Genomic DNA, 21,451 nt, shown 5'->3' with positions numbered 1-21,451 from the left:
TGTAGCGATATGGAAAGACGTTGAGCTGATTACTCAGACATCGCCTGATAGGCGGTAGTGACCTTCCAAAGATAGCGCGGTGCCTGGGGTGCCGGGTGCTTCTTCTGGATATGTTTGTAAAACTCATCCGGGCTCATCTGGTTAATACGGTTTACCGCTACGCGCTTATCGGATGAGAATGTGCGCAGCATCGCCCCGGCGCCATTGACATAAGAAACAATGGTGGCATAGCGAAGCGTTTGTGGATCGGTAATCCCGGCTAGCTGCTGGCTTTGAAGAATATTGATATAGGCCGTTCCCAGATCAATATTAACCGCCGGATCCTTCAACTCACGTGAACTGGGTTGCCCATCTTTTCCTTTCATGCGATAGGCATCACGCCCGGCGGTTGACGCCTTCAGTTGCATTAATCCCACGGCATTTGAGGTGCTGACGACGTTCGGGTTAAACCCGGACTCCACCTGAATAATGGCTTTAATCAGCTTTTCATCAACACCATAGTTACTGGCTGCCTGACGAATATAATCACTATAAGCGACCGGTGTACCGGTACGGTTGCTGGATGTTTGCGGTGGAGGCTTGAGCCAGCCGCCCGATGTACCACTGCTTGCGGTGTTGCTGGTTGTCTGCGGATCGTTCGCGCAACCGGCTAATAATGAGATTGCCATCAGGCAAACGATTTTTGTTTTCACAGAATCCCTCGCTCCTTTTAATAAGTTGCTTAGCATATACAACCTGTAAGGACGCTTGCATGACTTTTTTGGTCTATTCTAAGGGTATCCATATATCAAGAGGTGATTTATGAGTCAATCTCCACCCACCTGTTTTGTGGTGACTTTCAACGTTCAGGAAGACGGTTTTACCGACATATCCAAGCTAAGCGGGCAGCTTACTCGCGAAGGTTTTACCACCACAGTCACGGATGAACGAGGCATTCGCCATCAACTGGAGAGCACCAGTTTTGCGTTGATTACGCCGTTAGATCAACAGGTTGTGCAACAACTGGCCCAGGGATTCGGCCATGCTGCCTTAGGCAAGCCCCCACAGGTTACCGTTGCCACCTCCCGGGACTACGTCAAGCGGTTACATGCTGATACATTAAAATAGCCTGATTCACCGTCGTGGAGTTCATCGCCGATCTTGGGCACGAAATCTGCGACGGTTCCCTGATCTCCTCTACCCTTTATTGCCGCTGATAAATATCAGGCCGGACGATATGCCAGGCAAAGTTCTCTTCATTAATTGGCTGATAACCCACTTTTTGATATAGCCACGGAGCACTGTTGGTCACCAACATAATGCGCCGCAGGCGTTGTAACACCGGATGCTCCAGCGAACACTCCATTAGCCAACGTGCCAATCCCTGCCGCTCAAATTCTGGCGTGACGAAAACGTCGCACAAATAACCAAACGTTGCATAGTCAGTCACCAAACGGGCAAAACCAATTTGCTGATGCGAATGGTAAAGCCCAAAACACAGGCTGTTTTCTATCGACAGGCACACCGTTGCCGATGAAATCCCTTTTGCCCAACTGCTAGTGGTCAAAAATGCGTGGGTAAACACCAGATCCAATTCACTCTTGTCGGTGCTGATGTGAAATACACCACGCTGCCACTGCATATTTTGCTCCATTTACCACTCCTGATACACACTGATTAAAGACACAGCGCACAAACATCGCTGAGCTGCCAGTAACTTGCAACAGTTTGCGTACTTAAATTAATCAATAGCGTATATACTTTGACCGGAACACGGCAGTGAAATTATCGTCAATAGTTGGTATGGCTGTGCGCCATGTCGTGTTTTCGCAATTGGAAAGACGCTAACCTAATGAAATCGCAGGCAACACAGAGGGGAATGACTATGTGGCAAGCCGTTAGTCGTCTGTTGAGTGAACATCTTGGCAGCGCAGAAATCCGCGAAAGGACTGAACTACCCGGGGGCGAAATTCATTCGGCGTGGCGCGTGAGTTACGGTGACAGCGAAGTGTTTGTGAAATGCGATACCCGCGAACTGCTGCCGATATTCACTGCCGAAGCCGATCAACTGGCCCTGTTGGCGCGCAGTAAGACCGTACGTGTGCCCGAAGTGTACGGTGTTGGCAGCGATCGCGATTACAGTTTTCTGCTGCTCGAATATCAACCGCTTAAACCCTTAGATGCCCATGGTGCACACCGTCTGGGCCAGCAGTTGGCTCGCCTGCATCAATGGAGTGAGCAACCACAATTCGGCTTGGATTTCGATAACGATCTTTCCACCACACCACAGCCTAATGCCTGGCAACGCCGCTGGGCCGAATTCTTTGCCGAACAGCGCATCGGTTGGCAATTGCAGTTAGCGGCGGAAAAAGGCATGACCTTCGGTGATATTGATGAAATCATCGACGTGGTGTATCTGCGGCTGCAAAACCACCAGCCACAGCCTTCCCTACTGCACGGTGATTTGTGGCCCGCCAACTGTGCGCTGGCCGCCGATGGACCATTCCTGTTCGATCCTGCCTGCTACTGGGGCGATCGCGAGTGCGATCTGTCCATGTTGCCGCTCTATCCAGACCTGCCCGCGCAGATTTACGATGGCTATCAAAGCGTCTGGCCGCTGGAGGCTGGCTTTATCGAGCGGCAACCGCTGTATCAGCTGTATTACCTGCTCAACCGCAGCAACCTGTTTGGTGGCCAACATTTGGTTAACGCCCAGCGCGCCGTCGACGCTCTGCTGCGTCCTGACGCCTTCTAAATCATCAGGGCGCTGCAAGCAGCGCCCTAACATTTCCCACCACTGCTACACAGCGCCCGCCATCTGCCCCAGCAGTTTAAGCACAAAATAGGCAATCACTGCGATGATCGCTGGCAGAATATACAACGGGAAATACTGCAGAAAGATGGTATGACGCGGCAGCGTAATCCGTTCTTCTAACTGCGCACGCGTTTGCCCGTCACTCCCTTTCGCCTGCTCTAAAATCATCTGATCTTCCAACCCTTCACGGATAAACTTCACCTGACGCGACATCCGCGCCCCGGAAGTCTGTAACGCCAAGCCCACAAAAATCAGAAAGTAGATGATGATGAACATCAGATTCGCCCCGCTGAACAGGCTTTTCTCCAGGTCCGGCACCGGCGAGTTGTACCAGAAAATATTCAGGAACGAGGTATTAAAACGTACCATATCCACGATAACGTGAACAAAATCCAGCATCACGGCGTTAATCCCTTTGGTTTTCTCACTGTGCTGATACACAAAGCTCAACAGCGAAACCAGCGTTGAAAGTAACGCCGGGATAAAAACCACCCATCCCAGAAGACGTTTCAGTATGGCAATGCGCCCAGCCTGTTGATACGTCATGTATTCCCCTTGTGTCAGTGACATAACCATAATGGGCTAAGTCTACCTGTAGTTAATGAAACTCGCCCACCGTTTTCTTTACCCAGCGCTGCCGGCAAAAATGTTAAACTGGCGAAAGCATAATCTTTTACCGGCGCAGTAGGAGTTACTCATTAATGACTTATTCACAACGCATAGATACCGCTATTTTTGACATGGACGGTTTGTTGATCGATTCAGAACCTCTGTGGTTGCAGGCGGAACTGGATATCTTTGGCGAGCTGGGGCTGGATCTCTCCGATCGCCACAAGCTGCCAGATACGCTGGGCCTGCGCATCGATCTGGTGGTGAAAATGTGGTACCAGTCAATGCCGTGGCAAGGCGTATCACAAGAAGAGGTGGCTGAACGTATTATCGAGCGGGCTATTGAACTGGTGCGCGAACAACGCCCGCTGCTGCCAGGCGTGCAGCAGGCGCTGGAGCTGTGCCGCAGCCTGGATCTGAATATCGGCCTGGCCTCTGCTTCGCCACTGCATATGCAGCGGCAGGTTCTGAAAATGTTCGATCTGGAAAGCTATTTCGATCAACTGGTTTCTGCCGAATATCTGCCCTACAGCAAACCACACCCCGAGGTTTACTTGATTGCTGCAGAGCGTCTGGGCAGCGAGCCTCAGCGCTGCATCACGCTGGAGGACTCCTTCAACGGCATGATCGCCACCAAAGCGGCACGTATGCGCTCGATTGTGATCCCAGCCCAAGAATACCATCAGGACCCCCGCTGGGCGCTGGCTGATTATAAACTGCACAGCCTTGAGCAGTTAACCGCCGATCACTTGGCGTAATCCTGCGGCATCGGCTCCTGCTGATGCCGTTTCTTTCTTCTCGCATGACATCGCACGCGCTTTTTACAGCAAAACCCCGACTGCGTCATAAAATAAATAAAACACCATTTCATTTTTATTGAATTCATTTATCAGCCGTTCTATGCTGGCGTTACAAAGAAAACGCCGGGCAACCGGTGACCGCTGTTACTGCCACACGGCGCAAGCTGGCGGTCCGGTGCTTTCTTCCTCAAGGGTGAATTTCAGAGAAGAGAGATATTGCTGATGGACGTTCGTCAAAGCATTCATAGTGACCAGGTTAAACAACTCGATACCGCTGGATTACGCCGCGAGTTCCTGATCGAAAACATCTTCGAAGCCGACAACTACACTATGACCTACAGCCATATTGACCGCATCATTATCGGCGGGGTTAAACCGGTGCATGCCACGGTCAGCATCGGTGACGATGTGGGTAAACAACTGGGCGTGGGCTATTTTCTTGAGCGCCGTGAGTTGGGCATGATTAATATCGGTGGGCCGGGTGTGGTGAAGGTGGACGAGCACACCTACGAAATTGGTCAGGAAGAAGCACTGTACGTGGGCAAAGGTGCACAGCACGTTACATTCAGCAGCGTGGATCCGCACAACCCCGCCAAGTTTTATTACAACAGCGCCCCTGCGCATACCCATTATCCAAATAAAAAGATCACTCTGGCCGAGGCCTCACCGCAAACGCTAGGGGACAACGCCACCAGCAACCGCCGCACCATCAATAAATTCATCGTGCCGGATGTCTTACCCACCTGCCAGCTCACCATGGGCTTGACCAAACTGGCAGAAGGCAACCTGTGGAATACCATGCCTTGCCATACCCATGAACGCCGAATGGAAGTGTATTTCTATTTCGACATGGACGAAGAAACCGCAGTGTTCCACATGATGGGGCAACCGCAGGAAACCCGCCATCTGTTGGTGCACAACGAACAGGCGGTGATTTCACCAAGCTGGTCGATTCATTCCGGCGTAGGCACCAAGCGTTACACCTTTATCTGGGGCATGGTGGGTGAAAACCAGGTCTTTGGTGATATGGACCACGTGGCTACCGGCGATCTGCGCTAACCCCCTTCAGCAATCATCGGTGCGGCGTATTTCGCTGTGCCACAAGAGAATGCAATCATGATTTTGAATTCCTTTGATCTCAAAGGCAAAGTAGCGCTAATCACCGGCTGTAATACCGGTTTGGGCCAAGGTATGGCGGTGGGTTTAGCTCAGGCCGGTTGCGACATTATCGGCATCAACCGCAGCGATCCGCATGAGACGATCGCTAAAGTAACCCAGCTCGGGCGCCGTTTCCTCAATCTGAAAGCCGATCTTGGCAAGATTGATGCCATTCCTGCCTTGTTGGAAGACGCCGTTCGCGAATGCGGCAAGATTGATATTCTGGTTAATAACGCGGGCATTATCCGGCGCGAAGACGCACTCAGCTTCAGCGAAAAAGACTGGGATGCGGTGATGGACGTCAACATCAAAACCCTGTTCTTTATGGCGCAGGCCGTGGCGAAGCAGTTCGTCAGCCAAGGGAACGGCGGCAAAATCATTAATATCGCCTCGATGCTCTCTTTCCAGGGGGGCATCCGTGTGCCCTCCTATACCGCCTCGAAAAGCGCCGTGTTGGGCATTACCCGCCTGTTGGCAAACGAATGGGCGCACTATGGTATCAACGTGAATGCGATCGCCCCTGGCTATATGGCCACCAACAACACTCAGCAACTGCGCACTAACGAAGAGCGTAATCAGCAAATCCTGGAGCGTATCCCCGCCGGGCGCTGGGGTACACCGGAAGACATTATGGGGCCGATCGTGTTTCTGGCCTCTGCCGCCTCTGACTATGTGAATGGTTATACCGTTGCGGTGGACGGTGGTTGGCTGGCACGCTGAACGCAGGTCTCAATACATTCACCAAGGCCCTGCATCCAGGGCCTTTTTATTGACTCAACTCATTGTAATACGCCGGAAAATAAACAATCAGTTACACGGTAACATCTTCCGCAACTGTAAAAAAAACCATATACTGGATAAATTAACAGTTTAGTAACCGGAATAACAACAGCATGACCGCGGAAGGACATCTTATTTTCTCTGTTGCCTGTTCGATCTTCGCCAAAAAGGCAGAGGTCACGCCCGAACTGGCCAACGGTGACTGGTGGCATATTATTCCTGCTGCCTTGCTGACATCGTTATTGCCAGATATCGACCACCCCAAATCTGTGCTAGGCCAGCGTCTGCGCTGGATCTCGATCCCAATGTCACGCGCTTTCGGCCATCGCGGCTTCACGCATAGCCTGCTGGCGATCCTCGGCGGTATGATGCTGTTCCGCTTAGACGTCCCCCAGAGTTGGCTAATCCCTATTGATGTGCTGCACGCAATGATCATCGGCTATTTCAGCCATTTATTGGCCGACATGCTGACCCCCGCAGGTGTACCACTGTTGTGGCCCTGCCGCTGGCGTTTCGGCCTGCCGCTGCTGAACTCGCAGAAAGGTAACCAACTGGAACGCGTCCTGTGCTTGTGCTTGGTGGCTTTTGCTCTCTATTGGCAGGGGGGATATACCTTTCCCGTACAGTCATATTTTGAACAAATAAAAAATATTCGATTGTGATCACAAAATTCCGGTGATTTTCTGTTCTTTACGCGTGCAGATTAAACAAATTTGCGCCGAAAGTTATATTCCATTCCATTTGGATATAAGTGAGCTTTCTCGCAAACTGTTACGATATTTGCATCGCTATACCTCGATGGGTAGCACCTTTATACCCTTCATACTTCAAGTTGCTTGGGTGTTGGCTGCACGCGTTCACCCTGGTCACATAGTTCTCTATGCTCCCAGGGGCTCACGCGCTTGCCGCCTACAAGCAACTCGAATTATTTTGGGTATAGACTATAAAAAGATGATTGGAGAGATGGGATGAATCTACCGCTCGTATTAAACGTGCTGGTTTTTGTCGCCCTGCTTTTGCTGTTGGCGCAAACCCGCCATACGCAATGGAGCCTGGCGAAGAAAGTGTTGGTCGGTCTGGTGATCGGCGTGCTATTTGGTCTGGCACTGCAAGGGGTTTATGGTTCAGATAACCCGGTGCTGAAAGAATCCATCACCTGGTTCAACATTGTCGGTAACGGCTATGTACAACTGCTGCAGATGATCGTGATGCCGCTGGTATTTGCCTCAATCTTGAGCGCGGTAGCCAAACTGCATAATGCCGCTTCTTTAGGCAAAATCAGCGTCCTGACGATTGGCACCCTGCTGTTCACCACGCTGATCGCCGCACTGGTAGGGGTATTCGTCACCAATCTGTTCGGCCTGACAGCCGAAGGCTTGGTGCAAGGTACGCAGGAAAGCGCGCGTCTTTTAGCGATTGAGAACAATTACGTAGGTAAAGTGGCCGATCTGACCGTGCCACAGCTGGTATTGTCATTTATACCGAAAAACCCCTTTGCCGATCTCACCGGTGCCAACCCGACGTCAATTATCAGCGTAGTGATTTTTGCCGCCTTCCTGGGCGTGGCATCTCTGCAACTGCTGAAAGACGATACAGAAAAAGGCCAACGTGTGCTGGCGGCGATCGATACCCTGCAAGCCTGGGTGATGAAGCTGGTGCGTCTGGTAATGAAGCTCACCCCATACGGTGTGCTGGCGCTGATGACCAAAGTGGTTGCCGGTTCCAACATTCAAGACATCATCAAGCTGGGTAGCTTCGTGGTAGCCTCTTATCTTGGCCTGGCGATGATGTTCGCCGTTCACGCTCTGTTGTTGGCCGTTACCGGGGTTAACCCGTTGAAATTCTTCCGCAAGGTGCTGCCGGTTCTGACCTTTGCCTTCACCAGCCGCTCCAGCGCCGCCAGTATTCCGCTGAACGTGGAAGCACAAACCCGTCGTTTGGGTGTGCCAGAATCCATCGCCAGCTTCTCAGCCTCTTTTGGTGCCACTATCGGGCAGAACGGCTGTGCAGGCCTGTATCCTGCCATGTTAGCGGTGATGGTCGCGCCGACCGTGGGTATTAACCCGCTAGACCCGATGTGGATCGCCACGCTGGTAGGGCTCGTGACTATCAGTTCTGCCGGTGTCGCCGGCGTCGGCGGCGGTGCAACCTTCGCTGCCCTGATTGTTTTACCGGCGATGGGCTTACCGGTAACGCTGGTTGCCCTGCTGATCTCCGTTGAACCCTTAATCGACATGGGCCGTACCGCATTGAACGTCAGCGGTGCGATGACCGCAGGCACCGTCACCAGCCAATTGATGAAGCAGACCGATAAATCCATCATGGACGCTGAAGACGAAGTGGACCTGGCTCATCGGTAAAGATTTATCGCAGTAACAAAAAAACCGGCGGCATTAAATCAATGCGCCGGTTTTTTTATTGCAGTCACACAGAGTAAGCGATTAAAACGGGTAGTCGTGAAACCCCATCTGCTCTGAAATCAGACGAGCGGCAGTGTGCAACTGTGCCACATAGCCCTCTTTAGCTTCTTCAGAGAAACGAATCGTTGGGAAGGAGATACTCAGGCCGGCGATAACCACACCAAAGCGGTCAAACACCGGAACCGCGATGCAGCGCAGCCCTTCTTCCTGCTCCTCAATATCTTCACCAAACCCCTGCTCGCGCACTTTATCCAGCACAGGCAAAAGCGCCTTGGCGCTGACGATGGTGTGAGGGGTGCTGCGAGTGAACTCGACGTGCGAAAGGATCTCTTCCACTTCACCGCGATCGCGCCATGCCAGCAGCACTTTACCAATGGCGGTGCTGTGCAGCGGGTTACGGCGACCAATGCGCGAGTACATACGCAGGTTATACATCGAATCAATTTTATGGACATAAACAATGCTGTCTTCATCCAGCGCACCCAGGTGAATAGTTTCACGCGTCTGGTTTGACAGTTCACGCATCTGGATGTCAGCACTGCGGATCAGATCGACGTTTTGCAGCGATTTGGCCCCCAGCTCAAATAATTTCAAGGTGAGGGAATACTTCTCAGACTCCCCTTCCTGAGCCACATAGCCCAGCGACTTCATCGTCTGCAGGAAACGGTAAACGGTGCTTTTGGACATCATCACCCGCTGAGAAAGTTCGGTAATACCAATCTCGCGTTCGTCGCCCAATGCCTGCAAGATGCCAAACACTTTCAGCACTGATGAGACCGAATCCGGTTGCTTGTCTAGATCTGCGTTAGCCATGGTCAATACCTTACTCACCTGTTTTTGTTTTAGGAAATTTGAACAAGAGTTTCAGTATAATCGGAACATTTCACCCCGCGCAACGAAAGTTAAGGAATAATGACCAGCAATGAAGCAATTAGCGACACACTTCTCACCACTTTTTACACTTAGCGGGGAAAGGAGAAGTGCATTCAGCAGCAAATATGATTAGCATATTAATATTCCCCCTGTTTATAAATATCTTAACTATGACGCGTTCTTGTTCCGATGGTCTCCCCGCCCCACAGCGGTATGGCGCGATCCTTGCCATTGCGTTGGGCATTACCGTTTCCGTACTTGACGGTACGATCGCCAACGTCGCTCTGCCGACGATTGCCCGCGATCTACAGGCTAGCCCAGCCAGTTCGATTTGGGTGGTGAATGCCTATCAATTGGCGGTGGTTATTTCGTTATTGTCACTGGCCTCACTCGGCGATCTGATTGGCTATCGTCGTATTTATCAGGCCGGTCTGCTGGTCTTCAGCATTACCTCGCTGTTCTGCGCACTGTCTGATTCACTGGTCACGCTAACCATTGCACGTGTGCTGCAGGGCTTTGGTGCAGCGGCAATCATGAGCGTCAATACCGCCCTTATCCGCATTATCTACCCACAGCGCTTTCTTGGCCGCGGTATCGCCATCAATTCGTTGATCGTGGCTTGTTCTTCCGCTGCCGGCCCCACGATCGCCGCTGCTATTCTCGCTGTCGCTTCGTGGCAGTGGCTGTTTGCCATCAATTTGCCGATCGGGATCGTTGCCTTGCTGTTGGGAATGAAATTTTTGCCGGCAAACAGCCAGAAAAAGAGCAGCCAGCGGTTTGATCCTACCAGTGCCGTGATGAACGCATTGACGTTTGGCCTGTTGATCACCGCCATCAGCGGTTTTGCCCAAGGGCAGAGCCTGCTGTTGATCGCCGCTGAAGTTGCCGCATTATTGGTGATTGGCTATTTCTTTGTGCGCCGCCAACTGGATCAGGAGTCCCCTCTCTTACCCGTGGATTTGCTACGCATTCCTATCTTTGCCCTATCAATGGGCACCTCGATCTGTTCTTTTACCGCACAGATGCTGGCAATGGTGTCGCTACCCTTTTTCCTGCAAGGTGCCTTGGGCCGTGACGAAGTGGCCACCGGCCTGTTGTTAACCCCTTGGCCACTGGCGATCATCGTAGTCGCGCCGATTGCTGGCCGCCTGGTGGAACATGTTCACGCCGGATTGTTAGGGGGCATCGGTCTGGCGACCTTTGCTCTTGGCCTGTTTTTGTTGGCGATGTTGCCAGCCGCTCCAACGGATCTGGACATCATTTGGCGTATGGTTCTTTGCGGCATAGGGTTCGGGCTGTTCCAGTCCCCCAATAATCACACCATCATTTCTGCCGCACCGCGACATCGTAGCGGCGGTGCCAGCGGTATGCTCGGCACTGCGCGCCTGCTGGGGCAAACCTCGGGCGCAGCGCTGGTTGCCCTGATGTTTAACCTGTTCCACAATAACGCCACTCACGCCTCGCTGGTGCTTGCTGGTGCCTTTGCCAGTGTGGCAGCCGTAGTAAGTTGCCTGCGCATCACCCAACCCCTTTCAGTGCCCCCTACACGCACTGATGAGCCTGACTCAGCGACATAAAAAAACCCCGGAAAACCGGGGCTTTTATTAACTGCTGATTATGACTTCAGATATTGGCCGGAACGCAGCGCTTCAATACGCTTGTCCAACGGTGGGTGTGACATGAACAATTCGCTGAACGACTTGGATTTGCCGTTAATACAGAATGCCATCATGCTGCCCGCTTCCTGCGGTTCATAGCTGGTTTTTAAGCGTTGCAGTGCAGCAATCATCTTCTCGCGGCCCACCAGTTTGGCTGAACCGGCGTCAGCATGGAACTCACGGTGACGCGAGAACCACATGGTGATAATGCTGGCCAGAATCCCAAACACCAGTTCCAGCACCATCGAAACACCGAAGTAAATCATCGGGTTGCCGTTACCTTCACCTTCACCGTCGCGGTTACCCATAAAGCCTGCGGCCACTTGCGCAATCAGGCGCGAAATAAAGATCACAAAGGTGTTCACTACCCCTTGAATCAGGGTCATGGTCACCATGTCACCATTGGCAACGTGGCTGATTTCGTGCGCAATAACCGCTTCGGCCTCATCACGGCTCATGCCTTGCAGCAGACCGGTGCTGACCGCCACCAACGAAGCATCACGGCGCGCGCCAGTGGCGAACGCATTGATATCCGGTGCGTGATAGATCGCCACCTGTGGCATGGCAATACCTGCCTGCTGTGACTGACGGCGCACCGTTTCCAACAGCCAGTTTTCAGTTTCGTTACGCGGTTGTGTGATCACTTCGCCACCGACGGAACGCAGCGCCATCCATTTCGACATCAGCAGCGAAACAAAGGCACCACCGAAACCGAATAAACCGGCCATGATCATTAGGCCCTGGACGCTACTGGATCGGATTCCTGTCAGGCTGAGTACCAACCCGAAAACCAACATCACCGCCAAGTTGGTGAGCAGGAACAGAGCTATACGCATCATAGAATGTTTACTTCCTCATAAATGTTAACAAAACACGGCCTCAGATACTCTGATCGTATGGGCATTTGTCACAGTTTCAAGAGTTATGCGCCATTAACCTACTAAAAATACGAAACTTTACAAAAACGACACTCAATAACGTCTCTGTAAATTGTAAACGATTGTTGCGAAAACGTGTTAGGCCTTAAAACAATTATAGAGGGGAAATCATGTTGAACACTGTAATAAAAAACGCACCTCAAAAGGTGCGTCAGACTGCGGACAAAGCCCGATATTCGGGTGAGCGTGCCTAAGGGGTCGTTGCGGCGCAAGCCGCCAACAAATTTGCCGGGAGCAAATTTGAACGACATTAAGTCGGCCCGTAGAGGGGGACACAAGGATGTGTCCCATCATAGCCCCTCGGTGCACTAGGCCCGAGTATCCAGATTGAAAGCTACTTTGTCATCAACCTCACGCACCCCGAAAGATGCGTTTCCATTCAGAATCCAACACATTACTTGGCTGGGGCTGCTGCTTGCTGCGAGGGTTGCTGTTTCTCGATATTGGCGAGATCCAAAGCAATCCTAACCGTTTCATCCAGATACGGATCCGGATCTTTGTAATCCTTCGGAACATTATCCAGGGACTTCAACGGTTTCTTCCCTTCACGCTGCAAGCGTTCGTTAATGCGTTTCAAGCGCGTCGCATCATCGTCATGGTTCTCTTTCTCGCGCGTGGCCAGATTGAGAGAAATGATGTTTTTCTTAGCCTTCAACGCTTTGTAATGAGCGATATCCTGCGCGATAAACTGGAACTCGGGATCCTTAGCAATACGCTGCTCGTGATCTTTCAGCAGTTGCGGTTCGAACGGCTTCATATCCCCCGTCTTGGTGTAGGTAGCCGCATTGATGCTATCCCATGGCATAGCGTTGTCTTCGAAGCTTTCACCGGTTTCCGCCGGATCGATACCGGTCGGCATCAGAATATCTGGCGTTACGCCTTTACGCTGAGTGCTGCCACCATCAACACGGTAGAACTTCTGAATGGTATACTGCACAGAGCCTAACGCAGGCCATTCAGGGCGCAGCATTTGATCGTAAATACGGTTCAACGAACGGTACTGCTGCACCGTGCCTTTACCAAAGGTAGGCTCACCCACGATCAAAGCACGGCCATAGTCTTGCATCGCGGCCGCGAAGATCTCAGAGGCCGAAGCACTGAAACGGTCAACCAGCACCACCAGAGGCCCTTTGTAATACACCACGCCATCAGTATCCGCATCTTCACGGATTTTGCCGTTGTTATCGCGCACTTGCACCACCGGGCCGCTTGGAATAAACAGGCCAGAAAGCGATACGGCTTCCGTCAGTGCCCCACCACCGTTGGATCGCAGGTCAATGATCAGGCTATCAACGTTCTGCTTAGCCATCTTTTGCAACTGAACCTTGACGTCATCAGTCAGCCCAACATAGAAACCAGGAATGTCCATTACCGCGACTTTCTGGTTACCCACGGTCTTGATGGTCATTTTCACCGCACGGTCTTCCAGGCGGATACGCTCACGGGTCAAGGTCACCACACGAGTCTTGGTGCCCTTACCTGCGGGCAGGATCTCCAAGCGCACTTTGCTGCCTTTTGGCCCTTTAATCAGGGAGACGACGTCGTCCAGGCGCCAGCCAATGACATCCACCATCGGTTTACCCGTTTGGCCAACGCCAACAATACGATCGCCCACGGTAATGCTTTTGCTCTTCGCCGCCGGGCCGCCCGGCACCATGGAGTTGATCACCGTATAATCATCATCCATCTGCAGCACGGCACCGATGCCTTCCAACGACAGGCTCATTTCGGTATTGAATTGCTCGGTATTGCGTGGAGACAGGTAATTGGTGTGCGGATCAATCTCATGCGCGAAAGCCGTCATGATCAGCGTGAAGACGTCTTCGCTGTTGCTTTGCGTCAGGCGTTTGATCGCGAATTGATAACGCTTGGTCAGCGTATCACGGATTTCTTGTTCGGTTTTGCCGGTCAGCTTCAGGTTGAGCTGATCATACTTGACCTTGGCATCCCACAGGCGATCCAACTCGGCTTTATCTTTCGGCCACGGCGCTTTGCTGCGGTCGATATCAATCGTGTCATCGCCGGTGAAGTTCATCGGTTTTTCCAGCAGCGACAGCGCATACTGGTAGCGCTCAAAACGGCGCTTCTGCGCCAGATTGAACAAGGCATAAGGGGTGCTCAGCTTGCCAGATTTCAGCTCTTCCCCCAACGTGCTGCGCTTGTCGGCAAACTGCGCCACATCGGAAGCCAGCAAAACGTTATGGCTGTAATCCAGCATATTCAGGAAACGATCGAAGATCTTGCCTGAAAAATCTGCGTCAAGGGCAAACTGACGGTAATGAGAGCGAGTGAAGCGCGAAGTCACGCGCTCACTCACGGTAGCATGTTGCGGTTCCTGCTCAAGCTGCGGCAGTTGATCGATGCGGATGTTGGCTGTATCCGCTCCGAAACTGACCCCAGCCCACAGCAGAGCCACAGCTGCTGTTAATCTGACAAATTTGTTCATGCCTTGGTTGGTCTCCGTATCAGAACTGCAAGTGTTCTGCGCGCACAATCATCGCCAGACCGGAAGAAAGTTGCACACGTACGCCGTCTTTAGCGATTTCAAGTACGGTGGCATCCATCGCACTCTTCCCTGCTCTGACTTTGATTTCCTGGCCAATTTGCAGTTTAGAGATATCCGTGACAGGCACATGACGCGGCTGGCTTTCCTCTTTTACTGGACGAGGTTCACGAGCGGGTTGTGGGCGAGTTTGTGGGTGCGGCTTGCGGTTCTCTGGCGCTGCTCCACCTTCGCGACGTGCCGCTGGTTTTTTACCGGCAGGACGCGGACGACGAGGTTCGGCGGTAGCAGTTTCACCGGCGGCTTCACGTTTTTTGGCGTTTTGCTCAGCACGCTGTGCCTGAACGCGTGCTTTGGCCTCTTCAAGCTGTTGGCGAGCATGATCGACATGCTGCTGCTCCAATTCACCGCACGGATTGCCGTCAAGGTCAACGCGCTGGGCGCCAACTTTAACACCGTACAGGTAACGCCAGCTTGAGGTATACAGGCGCAGGGCGGAACGAAGCTGCGTTTTGCTAAGGTTTTCTTCCCCTTGCACACGCTCAACCAGATCCTGAAAAATACCGATTTTCAGCGGACGTGCTTCGCCTTCGGCACTAAAGCAGAGCGGGAAACGCTCGGCAAGAAAAGCAATGACTTCTTTACTAGAGTTCAACTTAGGTTGATTTTCCATGAAATTTCCTGATTACAACGGGTTGCCAACAAGCCGCAGGCATGAACAGGCGTCATTATAATGACGCTAACGCTAAATGCCACGTTAACCGTAGATCAACTTGCCGCTACAGTGACGTATTTCGCACAATTGCATTGTGCCAACTGCGCACAAAGCCCCGCCACCACTGCTTTCAGGCCGATTTCGTCCTGTTCATCGAAGCGTTGATAAACTGTGCTGTCGATATCCAGAACACCGATGATCTGGCCACTCACTTCAAGCGGCAGCACAATTTCGGCATTGCTGGCCGCATCGCAGGCAATATGCCCAGGGAACGCATGGACGTCGCCGACACGCTGCACCGCGTTTTCGGCCACCGCCGTGCCACAGACCCCTTTGCCCACCGGAATACGTACGCAGGCGATCTTGCCCTGGAACGGGCCGAGCACCAGTTGTTGACCATCCATCAGGTAAAACCCGACCCAATTCACGTCATCCAGCCGTTCATTAAGTAACGCACTGGCATTGGATAAGGCGGCGATAAAATGAGTTTCCCCTTCCAGCAGCGCACCCAGATCGCGTTTTAATTCCGCGTAGAATTGTTCTTTAGTCATTATTAACCGTTCATACGTTCAGAGAGCCTAAGCTTAGCCCTAATAAAATAAGCATTAAATGCCTATAGCTACAAGGTTAATCATCTGTTGCTTCACAAAACCCTGCTCAACAGGGTATGTTTGCCACGCTGAGATCGTTTAAAACCGGCTTTACTGGCCACTTTTGTATCAGCCAGGTTTATTTACCAGCGACGCTGAGTCTATCCGCAAGCTTCCGAGCCGCCTTTTGATGATGAAGATACATGCCATGACTGGCCGCCTGTCCAAAGCTCGCCATCAGCGCTGCGGTGAATGCGACCTGCTGTTCACGCTGCCGTCGTTGAGCAAAAATCAGGCTGCCTACTGCCCACGCTGCAATGCCAAAGCGATCCCTGGCCGCGACTGGTCAATGACCCGTTTGACCGCCATGGCGATCGCCATGCTGCTCCTGATGCCATTCGCTTTTACCGAACCGCTAATCAGTATCCGTTTACTGGGCACGCGTATCGACGCCAGCCTGCTGGAAGGCATCTGGCAAATGAGCAGCCAGGGCGATCCGATCACAGCCAGTATGGTGGCATTCTGCACTCTGGGTGCGCCGCTGACACTCACCCTGTCATTGCTGTATCTGCGTTTCGGCCACGCGCTCGGCATGAACCTGCGCCCGGTGCTGCTGATGCTGGAGCGGCTGAAAGAGTGGCTCATGCTGGATATTTATCTGATTGGCATGGCGGTTGCGGCTATCAAGGTCAGGGAGTATGCCGACGTTCAGGCTGGCAGCGCGTTAATTGCCTATTTATCGCTGACGCTGCTCAGCATTCTGACGCTGATCCACCTGAACCTAGAACAACTGTGGGATCGTTACTACCCGCAGGAACAGCCTGAAGGCAAACCAGAAGTGCTGCACGCCTGCTTGTCGTGCCATTTCACCGGCTATCCGGATGAACGCGCTCGTTGCCCACGCTGCCATATTCCCATGTATCGCCGTCAGCCCTATAGCCTGCAGAAAACCTGGGCCGCGCTGATCGCCGCCATCATTTTACTGATACCGGCCAATCTGCTGCCGATCTCGATCGTTTATGCCAACGGCGTGCGTATGGAAGACACCATCTTCTCTGGCGTCGTCTCCCTGGCCACTTCCGGCAACCTGCCGATTGCGGCCATCGTGTTTATTGCCAGCGTACTGGTGCCTTTTACCAAGATCATGGTACTGCTCACCCTATTATTCAGCATTCATTTAAAAACCTCACACAGCCTGAAAACGCGGATCCGCCTGCTGCGGCTGGTAGCCTGGGTTGGTCGTTGGTCGATGCTGGATCTGTTTGTTATTGCGTTAATGATGTCACTGGTTAATCGTGACCAACTGTTATCTTTCACTATGGGGCCGGCAGCCTTTTACTTTGGTTCGGCGGTCATTTTAACTATCCTTGCCGTACAGTGGCTGGACAGCCGATTGATTTGGGATGCACATGCAACAGGAAACGCCGAATACGCCGATTGAGGCGCGGGTCAAAAACAAGCGCCGTATTTCGCCATTCTGGTTAATGCCGTTTATCGCCCTGCTGATTGCCGGCTGGCTGGTGTACAACAATTTCCAGGAGCGTGGTAATACCGTCACCATTGATTTCCAATCAGCGGCTGGCATCGTTGCGGGCCGTACGCCTGTGCGTTATCAGGGGGTCGATGTAGGCACCGTGCAAAGCATTTCGCTGAGCCAGGATCTGCGCAGCATCGTGGTAGAGGCCAGCATCAAGAGCGATCTCGAAGACTACCTGCGCGAAGGCACACAATTTTGGCTGGTGACGCCCAAAGCCTCGTTGGCCGGGGTTTCCGGCCTGGATGCGCTGGTTGGCGGCAACTACATCGGCATGATGCCGGGCCGTGGCAAGCCACAAACCCACTTCACCGCGCTGGATACTCAACCGAAATACCGTCTCAATACCGGCGAATTGATGATCCACCTGCGTGCGGACGATCTCGGCTCACTGAACACGGGCTCACTGGTCTATTACCGAAAAATTCCGGTGGGCAAAGTCTATGACTACACCATTTCTGAAGGTAACCAGGGCGTGATCATCGATGTCCTGATCGATCGCCGTTTTGCCAAGCTGGTTAAAGACAACAGCCGTTTCTGGAATGTTTCCGGTTTTAAGGGCGATGTCAGCCTGGCTGGGGCTTCGCTGCAAATGGAAAGCCTGGCCGCGCTGGTCAACGGGGCGATCGCCTTTGACTCACCGCCTGACGGCAGCCAGGCCGAGGCCGACCACAGTTACGCCTTATACCCGGATCTGGCCCGCAGCCAGCGCGGTGTGAATATCACGCTGGATCTGCCTAGTGGCAGTAATCTGAGCGAAGGCCGCACGCCGCTCATTTATCAAGGGCTGCAGGTCGGCACCCTCACTCGCCTGGCGCTACAGCAAAACAGCACAGTCACCGGCGAACTGACCCTCGATCCTTCGGTGGTAGATTTGATGCGCAGCGGCACCCGAATTGAAATGCGTAATCCGAAAATCAGCCTGAACGACGCCCGCTTAAGCCAGTTATTGACTGGCACCACGCTGGAACTGGTGCCGGGCGAAGGCGAGCCGCAGCAGCATTTCACCGTGCTCGACAGCAATAAAACCCTGCTGCAACAGCCGGGTGTGCTGACGGTGACGCTGAATGCCCCGCAGAGTTACGGTATTGACGCTGGGCAACCGCTGATCGTGCACGGCATCAAAATTGGCCAAATCCTCACCCGCACGCTGACCGATAACGGCGTAACCTTTAGCGCCGCGATTGATGCACAGTATCGCCATCTGGTGCACCATGACAGCAAGTTTGTGGTAAATAGCCGCGTAGAAGTGAAAGTCGGGCTAGATGGTGTACAGCTGCTAGGCGCCAGCGCACAGGAGTGGCTCGACGGTGGCGTGCAGCTTATCCCCGGCAGCAAAGGGGAACCGGCAGTGCAATATCCGCTGTTCAGCAATGCTGAAAAGGCCGCAGCCGGGATCGTCGGCAACATGCCAGCAGCGACCCTGACGCTGGCCGCAGCCAGCCTGCCGGACGTACAGACCGGTTCTGTCGTGCTGTACCGTAAGTTCCAGGTAGGTGAAATCGTTAACGTGCGGCCAAAGGCCAACGAATTTGAAGTCGACGTTTATATCAGCCCGGAATACCGCAACTTGCTGACCAACGAGAGCATTTTCTGGGCCGAAGGCGGAGCCAAAGTACAGTTGAACGGCAGTGGCCTGACCGTGCAGGCCTCTCCGCTGAACCGCGCTCTGAAAGGGGCCATCAGTTTCGACAACCTACAGGGCGTCACGCTGGATAAAGGTGCCAAACGCGTACTCTACGCCTCCGAAACCAGCGCGCGCGCCGTCGGTAGCCAGATTACCTTGCGCACTTACGACGCCAGCAAGCTATCGCCCGGCATGCCGCTGCGTTACCTCGGTATAGATATCGGCCAGGTGGAATCACTCAAGCTGGCGCCTGAACGCAATGAAGTGCTGGCAAAAGCGGTGCTGTATCCTGAATATGTGCAAACCTTCGCCCGCCTTGGCAGCCGCTTTGCCATCGTTTCACCGGAGATCTCCGCCGCCGGGGTGAATAACCTCGACACCCTGCTGCAGCCCTACATCAACGTTGAGCCGGGCAATGGCCGCACATTGCGTACTTTCGAACTGCAGGAGGCCAGCATTACGGACTCCCGCTATCTGGATGGCTTAAGCGTGATCTTGGATGCGGCGGAAACCGGTTCGCTGCAAATCGGCACGCCGGTGCTGTTCCGCGGGATCGAAGTAGGCACGGTCACCGGATTCTATCTAGGTGCAATGTCTGACCGAGTGCATGTTTCACTGCGTATCAGTAAAAAATTCCAGCATCTGGTGCGTAGCAACAGCGTATTCTGGCTTGCTTCCGGTTATAACCTGCAATTTGGCCTGACCGGTGGTGTGATCAAAAGCGGCACTTTCCAACAGTTTATCCGCGGGGGAATTGCCTTCGCCACGCCGCCAAGCATCCCTCTGGCCCCACAAGCAACGCCGAACAAACACTTCCTGCTCGACGCAGAAGAACCCAAAGGCTGGCGTACTTGGGGAACGGCAATCCCCAGAGATTAATCCCTCACTTCTCCGCTGGGCTCGAGATATTGAGCCCAGCGGATATTCTCAGCGCAAGAGTTTATGCTAAACTAGCCCCTTCGATTTTTTTCCGCCCTGAGAGCTCCCTGTGGCTAAACCTGCACCTGCTTTTTTGCCCCCCGCTTTTCTCGACGCCACCCGCGCCATCATGCCAGACCACCTATCCATGGACGATTTCATCGCCGCTTGTCAGCGCCCACTGCGCCGCAGCCTGCGGGTGAATACGCTGAAGATCGGCGTCACCGATTTTCTGGCGCAAGTAAAAGACTATGACTGGCGGTTGGAACCCATTCCCTGGTGCGCCGAAGGTTTCTGGATCGAGCGTGATGATGAAGCGTTGCGGCTAGGCAGTGCTGCAGAACACCTCAGCGGGCTGTTTTACATTCAGGAAGCCAGCTCCATGCTGCCGGTGAGCGCGCTGTTCGCCTACCAGGATACACCGCACCGGGTATTGGATGTCGCCGCCGCTCCGGGCTCCAAAACCACGCAGATCGCCGCACTGATGGGAAACCGTGGCGGCATCGTGGCTAACGAATACTCCGCCAGCCGGGTCAAGGTGCTGCATGCCAACATCAGCCGCTGCGGCGTCAAAAACGTCGCCTTGACCCATTTTGATGGCCGGGTATTTGGCGCGGCGCTGCCAGAAAGCTTTGATGCCATTCTGCTGGATGCCCCCTGTTCGGGCGAGGGTGTAGTGCGTAAAGATCCTGATGCCATGAGCAATTGGTCGGCAGAAAGCGTCGCCAGCATCGCCGCCACCCAACGAGAACTGATCGACAGCGCGTTTCACGCCCTGGCACCGGGTGGGGTTATGGTTTATTCCACCTGCACGCTTAACGCCCAGGAAAATCAGCAGGTCATCAACGCTCTGCTGGCCACCTATGGTGATGCCGTGAGCATCGAACCGCTGGGTGAGTTGTTCCCTGGTGCAGAACAGGCGTTAACCGCCGAAGGATTCCTGCATGTTTTCCCGCAGATTTACGACAGCGAAGGTTTTTTCGTCGCTCGTCTACGCAAGAATCATGCGGTCCCCCGCTTAGCCAAACCCAGCTATCAGGTCGGCAAATTTCCCTTTACTCCGCTTTCCGCTAAAGAGACGGCACAAATCGCTCAGGCTGCCGCGGCGTCTGGGCTGATGTGGGATGAAACCGGCAAGCTCTGGGCTCGTGACAAAGAGATCTGGTTATTCCCGGCAGAACTGGAAGCGTTGATTGGCAAAGTGCGGTTTTCACGCATTGGCCTTAAGCTGGCGGAACGTTTCCCAAAAGGGTTCCGCTGGCAGCATGAGGCAGTGATTGCCTTAGCCGCTGGCGACAGCAAACACACCTTTGAACTGGATGCTGAACTGGCGCAGGAGTGGTTCCATGGTCGCGATCTGTATCCGCAACAGCCGCCGCAACGCGACGAATGTATCGTCACCTACCAGCAACAGCCGCTGGGCATTGCCAAACGGATCGGCAGCCGGATTAAGAATAATTTGCCACGGGAACTGGTTCGCGATGGCACCTTGGATTTTCATCAATGAAAGGGGCTGAACAACGGTAGCTTGCCC

General features: G+C 53.3%; 19 protein-coding genes. 11 read left to right on the top strand and 8 right to left on the bottom strand.

All coding sequences use genetic code 11. The annotated features are described in order from the left end of the window. Positions 1–29 precede the first annotated feature (29 nt). Entirely contained in the window at positions 30–728 is a 699-nt protein-coding gene (locus BMI79_RS00625) for a transglycosylase SLT domain-containing protein (RefSeq protein WP_425272334.1), read from the bottom strand. Positions 729–801: 73 nt separating this feature from the next. Here BMI79_RS00625 and ghoS point away from each other — a divergent pair, with 73 nt between their 5' ends. After that, a complete protein-coding gene (ghoS, locus tag BMI79_RS00620) occupies positions 802–1,107 on the top strand; it encodes a type V toxin-antitoxin system endoribonuclease antitoxin GhoS (protein ID WP_076939908.1) in 306 nt (101 codons plus the stop codon). 76 nt (positions 1,108–1,183) lie between these two features. On the opposite strand, the gene BMI79_RS00615 is transcribed toward ghoS, so the two are convergent. Next, positions 1,184–1,633 carry a GNAT family N-acetyltransferase gene (locus BMI79_RS00615; RefSeq protein WP_076939907.1) on the bottom strand — a complete coding sequence of 150 codons (450 nt, stop codon included), beginning with the start codon at positions 1,631–1,633 and terminating at the stop codon, positions 1,184–1,186. Between the two features lie 231 nt (positions 1,634–1,864). On the opposite strand from BMI79_RS00615, the gene BMI79_RS00610 reads away from it, so the two are divergent. Continuing rightward, positions 1,865–2,734 carry a fructosamine kinase family protein gene (locus BMI79_RS00610; protein ID WP_076939906.1) on the top strand — a complete coding sequence of 290 codons (870 nt, stop codon included), beginning with the start codon at positions 1,865–1,867 and terminating at the stop codon, positions 2,732–2,734. A gap of 45 nt (positions 2,735–2,779) precedes the next feature. On the opposite strand, the gene BMI79_RS00605 is transcribed toward BMI79_RS00610, so the two are convergent. Then, complete coding sequence (locus BMI79_RS00605) at positions 2,780–3,340, bottom strand: YniB family protein (RefSeq protein ID WP_076939905.1); 561 nt, start codon at positions 3,338–3,340, stop codon at positions 2,780–2,782. A gap of 155 nt (positions 3,341–3,495) precedes the next feature. On the opposite strand from BMI79_RS00605, the gene hxpB reads away from it, so the two are divergent. From hxpB to BMI79_RS00580, 5 genes are all read left to right on the top strand, one after another. Beyond that, a complete protein-coding gene (hxpB, locus tag BMI79_RS00600) occupies positions 3,496–4,161 on the top strand; it encodes a hexitol phosphatase HxpB (RefSeq protein WP_076939904.1) in 666 nt (221 codons plus the stop codon). 264 nt (positions 4,162–4,425) lie between these two features. Beyond that, positions 4,426–5,262, top strand: coding sequence for a 5-dehydro-4-deoxy-D-glucuronate isomerase (gene kduI, locus BMI79_RS00595; protein ID WP_076939903.1), 837 nt, complete (start codon positions 4,426–4,428; stop codon positions 5,260–5,262). 57 nt (positions 5,263–5,319) lie between these two features. Beyond that, positions 5,320–6,081, top strand: a complete 762-nt coding sequence (kduD, locus tag BMI79_RS00590; RefSeq protein ID WP_076939902.1) for a 2-dehydro-3-deoxy-D-gluconate 5-dehydrogenase KduD — start codon at positions 5,320–5,322, stop codon at positions 6,079–6,081. Positions 6,082–6,254: 173 nt separating this feature from the next. Further along, positions 6,255–6,803, top strand: coding sequence for a metal-dependent hydrolase (locus BMI79_RS00585; RefSeq protein ID WP_076939901.1), 549 nt, complete (start codon positions 6,255–6,257; stop codon positions 6,801–6,803). Positions 6,804–7,109: 306 nt separating this feature from the next. Beyond that, complete coding sequence (locus BMI79_RS00580; protein WP_076939900.1) at positions 7,110–8,501, top strand: L-cystine transporter; 1,392 nt, start codon at positions 7,110–7,112, stop codon at positions 8,499–8,501. Positions 8,502–8,582: 81 nt separating this feature from the next. On the opposite strand, the gene kdgR is transcribed toward BMI79_RS00580, so the two are convergent. Next, positions 8,583–9,374 carry a DNA-binding transcriptional regulator KdgR gene (gene kdgR, locus BMI79_RS00575; protein ID WP_076939899.1) on the bottom strand — a complete coding sequence of 264 codons (792 nt, stop codon included), beginning with the start codon at positions 9,372–9,374 and terminating at the stop codon, positions 8,583–8,585. Positions 9,375–9,604: 230 nt separating this feature from the next. Here kdgR and BMI79_RS00570 point away from each other — a divergent pair, with 230 nt between their 5' ends. Continuing rightward, complete coding sequence (locus BMI79_RS00570; RefSeq protein WP_076939898.1) at positions 9,605–11,011, top strand: MFS transporter; 1,407 nt, start codon at positions 9,605–9,607, stop codon at positions 11,009–11,011. Between the two features lie 38 nt (positions 11,012–11,049). On the opposite strand, the gene htpX is transcribed toward BMI79_RS00570, so the two are convergent. The 4 genes from htpX to BMI79_RS00550 all read right to left on the bottom strand — a co-directional run bounded on the left by htpX (position 11,050) and on the right by BMI79_RS00550 (position 15,799). Beyond that, a complete protein-coding gene (gene htpX / locus BMI79_RS00565; protein ID WP_076939897.1) occupies positions 11,050–11,931 on the bottom strand; it encodes a protease HtpX in 882 nt (293 codons plus the stop codon). Positions 11,932–12,424: 493 nt separating this feature from the next. Next, complete coding sequence (gene prc, locus BMI79_RS00560) at positions 12,425–14,476, bottom strand: carboxy terminal-processing peptidase (RefSeq protein ID WP_076939896.1); 2,052 nt, start codon at positions 14,474–14,476, stop codon at positions 12,425–12,427. 19 nt (positions 14,477–14,495) lie between these two features. After that, the gene (gene proQ, locus BMI79_RS00555) at positions 14,496–15,206 is read right to left on the bottom strand and encodes an RNA chaperone ProQ (protein WP_076939895.1); all 711 of its coding nucleotides are present in this window, start codon (positions 15,204–15,206) and stop codon (positions 14,496–14,498) included. 95 nt (positions 15,207–15,301) lie between these two features. Further along, the gene (locus BMI79_RS00550) at positions 15,302–15,799 is read right to left on the bottom strand and encodes a GAF domain-containing protein (RefSeq protein WP_076939894.1); all 498 of its coding nucleotides are present in this window, start codon (positions 15,797–15,799) and stop codon (positions 15,302–15,304) included. A 232-nt stretch (positions 15,800–16,031) separates the two neighbouring features. Between BMI79_RS00550 and yebS the strand changes: the two genes are divergently transcribed. From yebS to rsmF, 3 genes are all read left to right on the top strand, one after another. Then, positions 16,032–17,279: a membrane integrity lipid transport subunit YebS gene (gene yebS / locus BMI79_RS00545; protein WP_076940369.1), complete on the top strand. Its 1,248-nt coding sequence runs from the start codon at positions 16,032–16,034 to the stop codon at positions 17,277–17,279. Beyond that, entirely contained in the window at positions 17,248–19,878 is a 2,631-nt protein-coding gene (locus tag BMI79_RS00540; protein WP_076939893.1) for a PqiB family protein, read from the top strand. The genes yebS and BMI79_RS00540 overlap by 32 nt, the downstream gene beginning before the upstream one ends. A gap of 109 nt (positions 19,879–19,987) precedes the next feature. Further along, entirely contained in the window at positions 19,988–21,424 is a 1,437-nt protein-coding gene (gene rsmF, locus BMI79_RS00535) for a 16S rRNA (cytosine(1407)-C(5))-methyltransferase RsmF (RefSeq protein WP_076939892.1), read from the top strand. The last annotated feature ends 27 nt before the right edge of the window (positions 21,425–21,451 follow it).

The organism is Serratia oryzae, assembly GCF_001976145.1.
Taxonomy (GTDB): Bacteria; Pseudomonadota; Gammaproteobacteria; order Enterobacterales; family Enterobacteriaceae; genus Chania; species Chania oryzae.
This window is presented reverse-complemented; position numbering and strand designations above follow the sequence as displayed.

What these genes read in the sequence shown, in the direction of transcription:
- BMI79_RS00625 (WP_425272334.1), bottom strand. Translation starts at nt 728, where the DNA reads ATGCTAAGCAACTTATTAAAAGGAGCGAGGGATTCTGTGAAAACAAAA.
- ghoS (WP_076939908.1), top strand. Translation starts at nt 802, where the DNA reads ATGAGTCAATCTCCACCCACCTGTTTTGTGGTGACTTTCAACGTTCAG.
- BMI79_RS00615 (WP_076939907.1), bottom strand. Translation starts at nt 1,633, where the DNA reads ATGGAGCAAAATATGCAGTGGCAGCGTGGTGTATTTCACATCAGCACC.
- BMI79_RS00610 (WP_076939906.1), top strand. Translation starts at nt 1,865, where the DNA reads ATGTGGCAAGCCGTTAGTCGTCTGTTGAGTGAACATCTTGGCAGCGCA.
- BMI79_RS00605 (WP_076939905.1), bottom strand. Translation starts at nt 3,340, where the DNA reads ATGACGTATCAACAGGCTGGGCGCATTGCCATACTGAAACGTCTTCTG.
- hxpB (WP_076939904.1), top strand. Translation starts at nt 3,496, where the DNA reads ATGACTTATTCACAACGCATAGATACCGCTATTTTTGACATGGACGGT.
- kduI (WP_076939903.1), top strand. Translation starts at nt 4,426, where the DNA reads ATGGACGTTCGTCAAAGCATTCATAGTGACCAGGTTAAACAACTCGAT.
- kduD (WP_076939902.1), top strand. Translation starts at nt 5,320, where the DNA reads ATGATTTTGAATTCCTTTGATCTCAAAGGCAAAGTAGCGCTAATCACC.
- BMI79_RS00585 (WP_076939901.1), top strand. Translation starts at nt 6,255, where the DNA reads ATGACCGCGGAAGGACATCTTATTTTCTCTGTTGCCTGTTCGATCTTC.
- BMI79_RS00580 (WP_076939900.1), top strand. Translation starts at nt 7,110, where the DNA reads ATGAATCTACCGCTCGTATTAAACGTGCTGGTTTTTGTCGCCCTGCTT.
- kdgR (WP_076939899.1), bottom strand. Translation starts at nt 9,374, where the DNA reads ATGGCTAACGCAGATCTAGACAAGCAACCGGATTCGGTCTCATCAGTG.
- BMI79_RS00570 (WP_076939898.1), top strand. Translation starts at nt 9,605, where the DNA reads ATGACGCGTTCTTGTTCCGATGGTCTCCCCGCCCCACAGCGGTATGGC.
- htpX (WP_076939897.1), bottom strand. Translation starts at nt 11,931, where the DNA reads ATGATGCGTATAGCTCTGTTCCTGCTCACCAACTTGGCGGTGATGTTG.
- prc (WP_076939896.1), bottom strand. Translation starts at nt 14,476, where the DNA reads ATGAACAAATTTGTCAGATTAACAGCAGCTGTGGCTCTGCTGTGGGCT.
- proQ (WP_076939895.1), bottom strand. Translation starts at nt 15,206, where the DNA reads ATGGAAAATCAACCTAAGTTGAACTCTAGTAAAGAAGTCATTGCTTTT.
- BMI79_RS00550 (WP_076939894.1), bottom strand. Translation starts at nt 15,799, where the DNA reads ATGACTAAAGAACAATTCTACGCGGAATTAAAACGCGATCTGGGTGCG.
- yebS (WP_076940369.1), top strand. Translation starts at nt 16,032, where the DNA reads ATGAAGATACATGCCATGACTGGCCGCCTGTCCAAAGCTCGCCATCAG.
- BMI79_RS00540 (WP_076939893.1), top strand. Translation starts at nt 17,248, where the DNA reads ATGCAACAGGAAACGCCGAATACGCCGATTGAGGCGCGGGTCAAAAAC.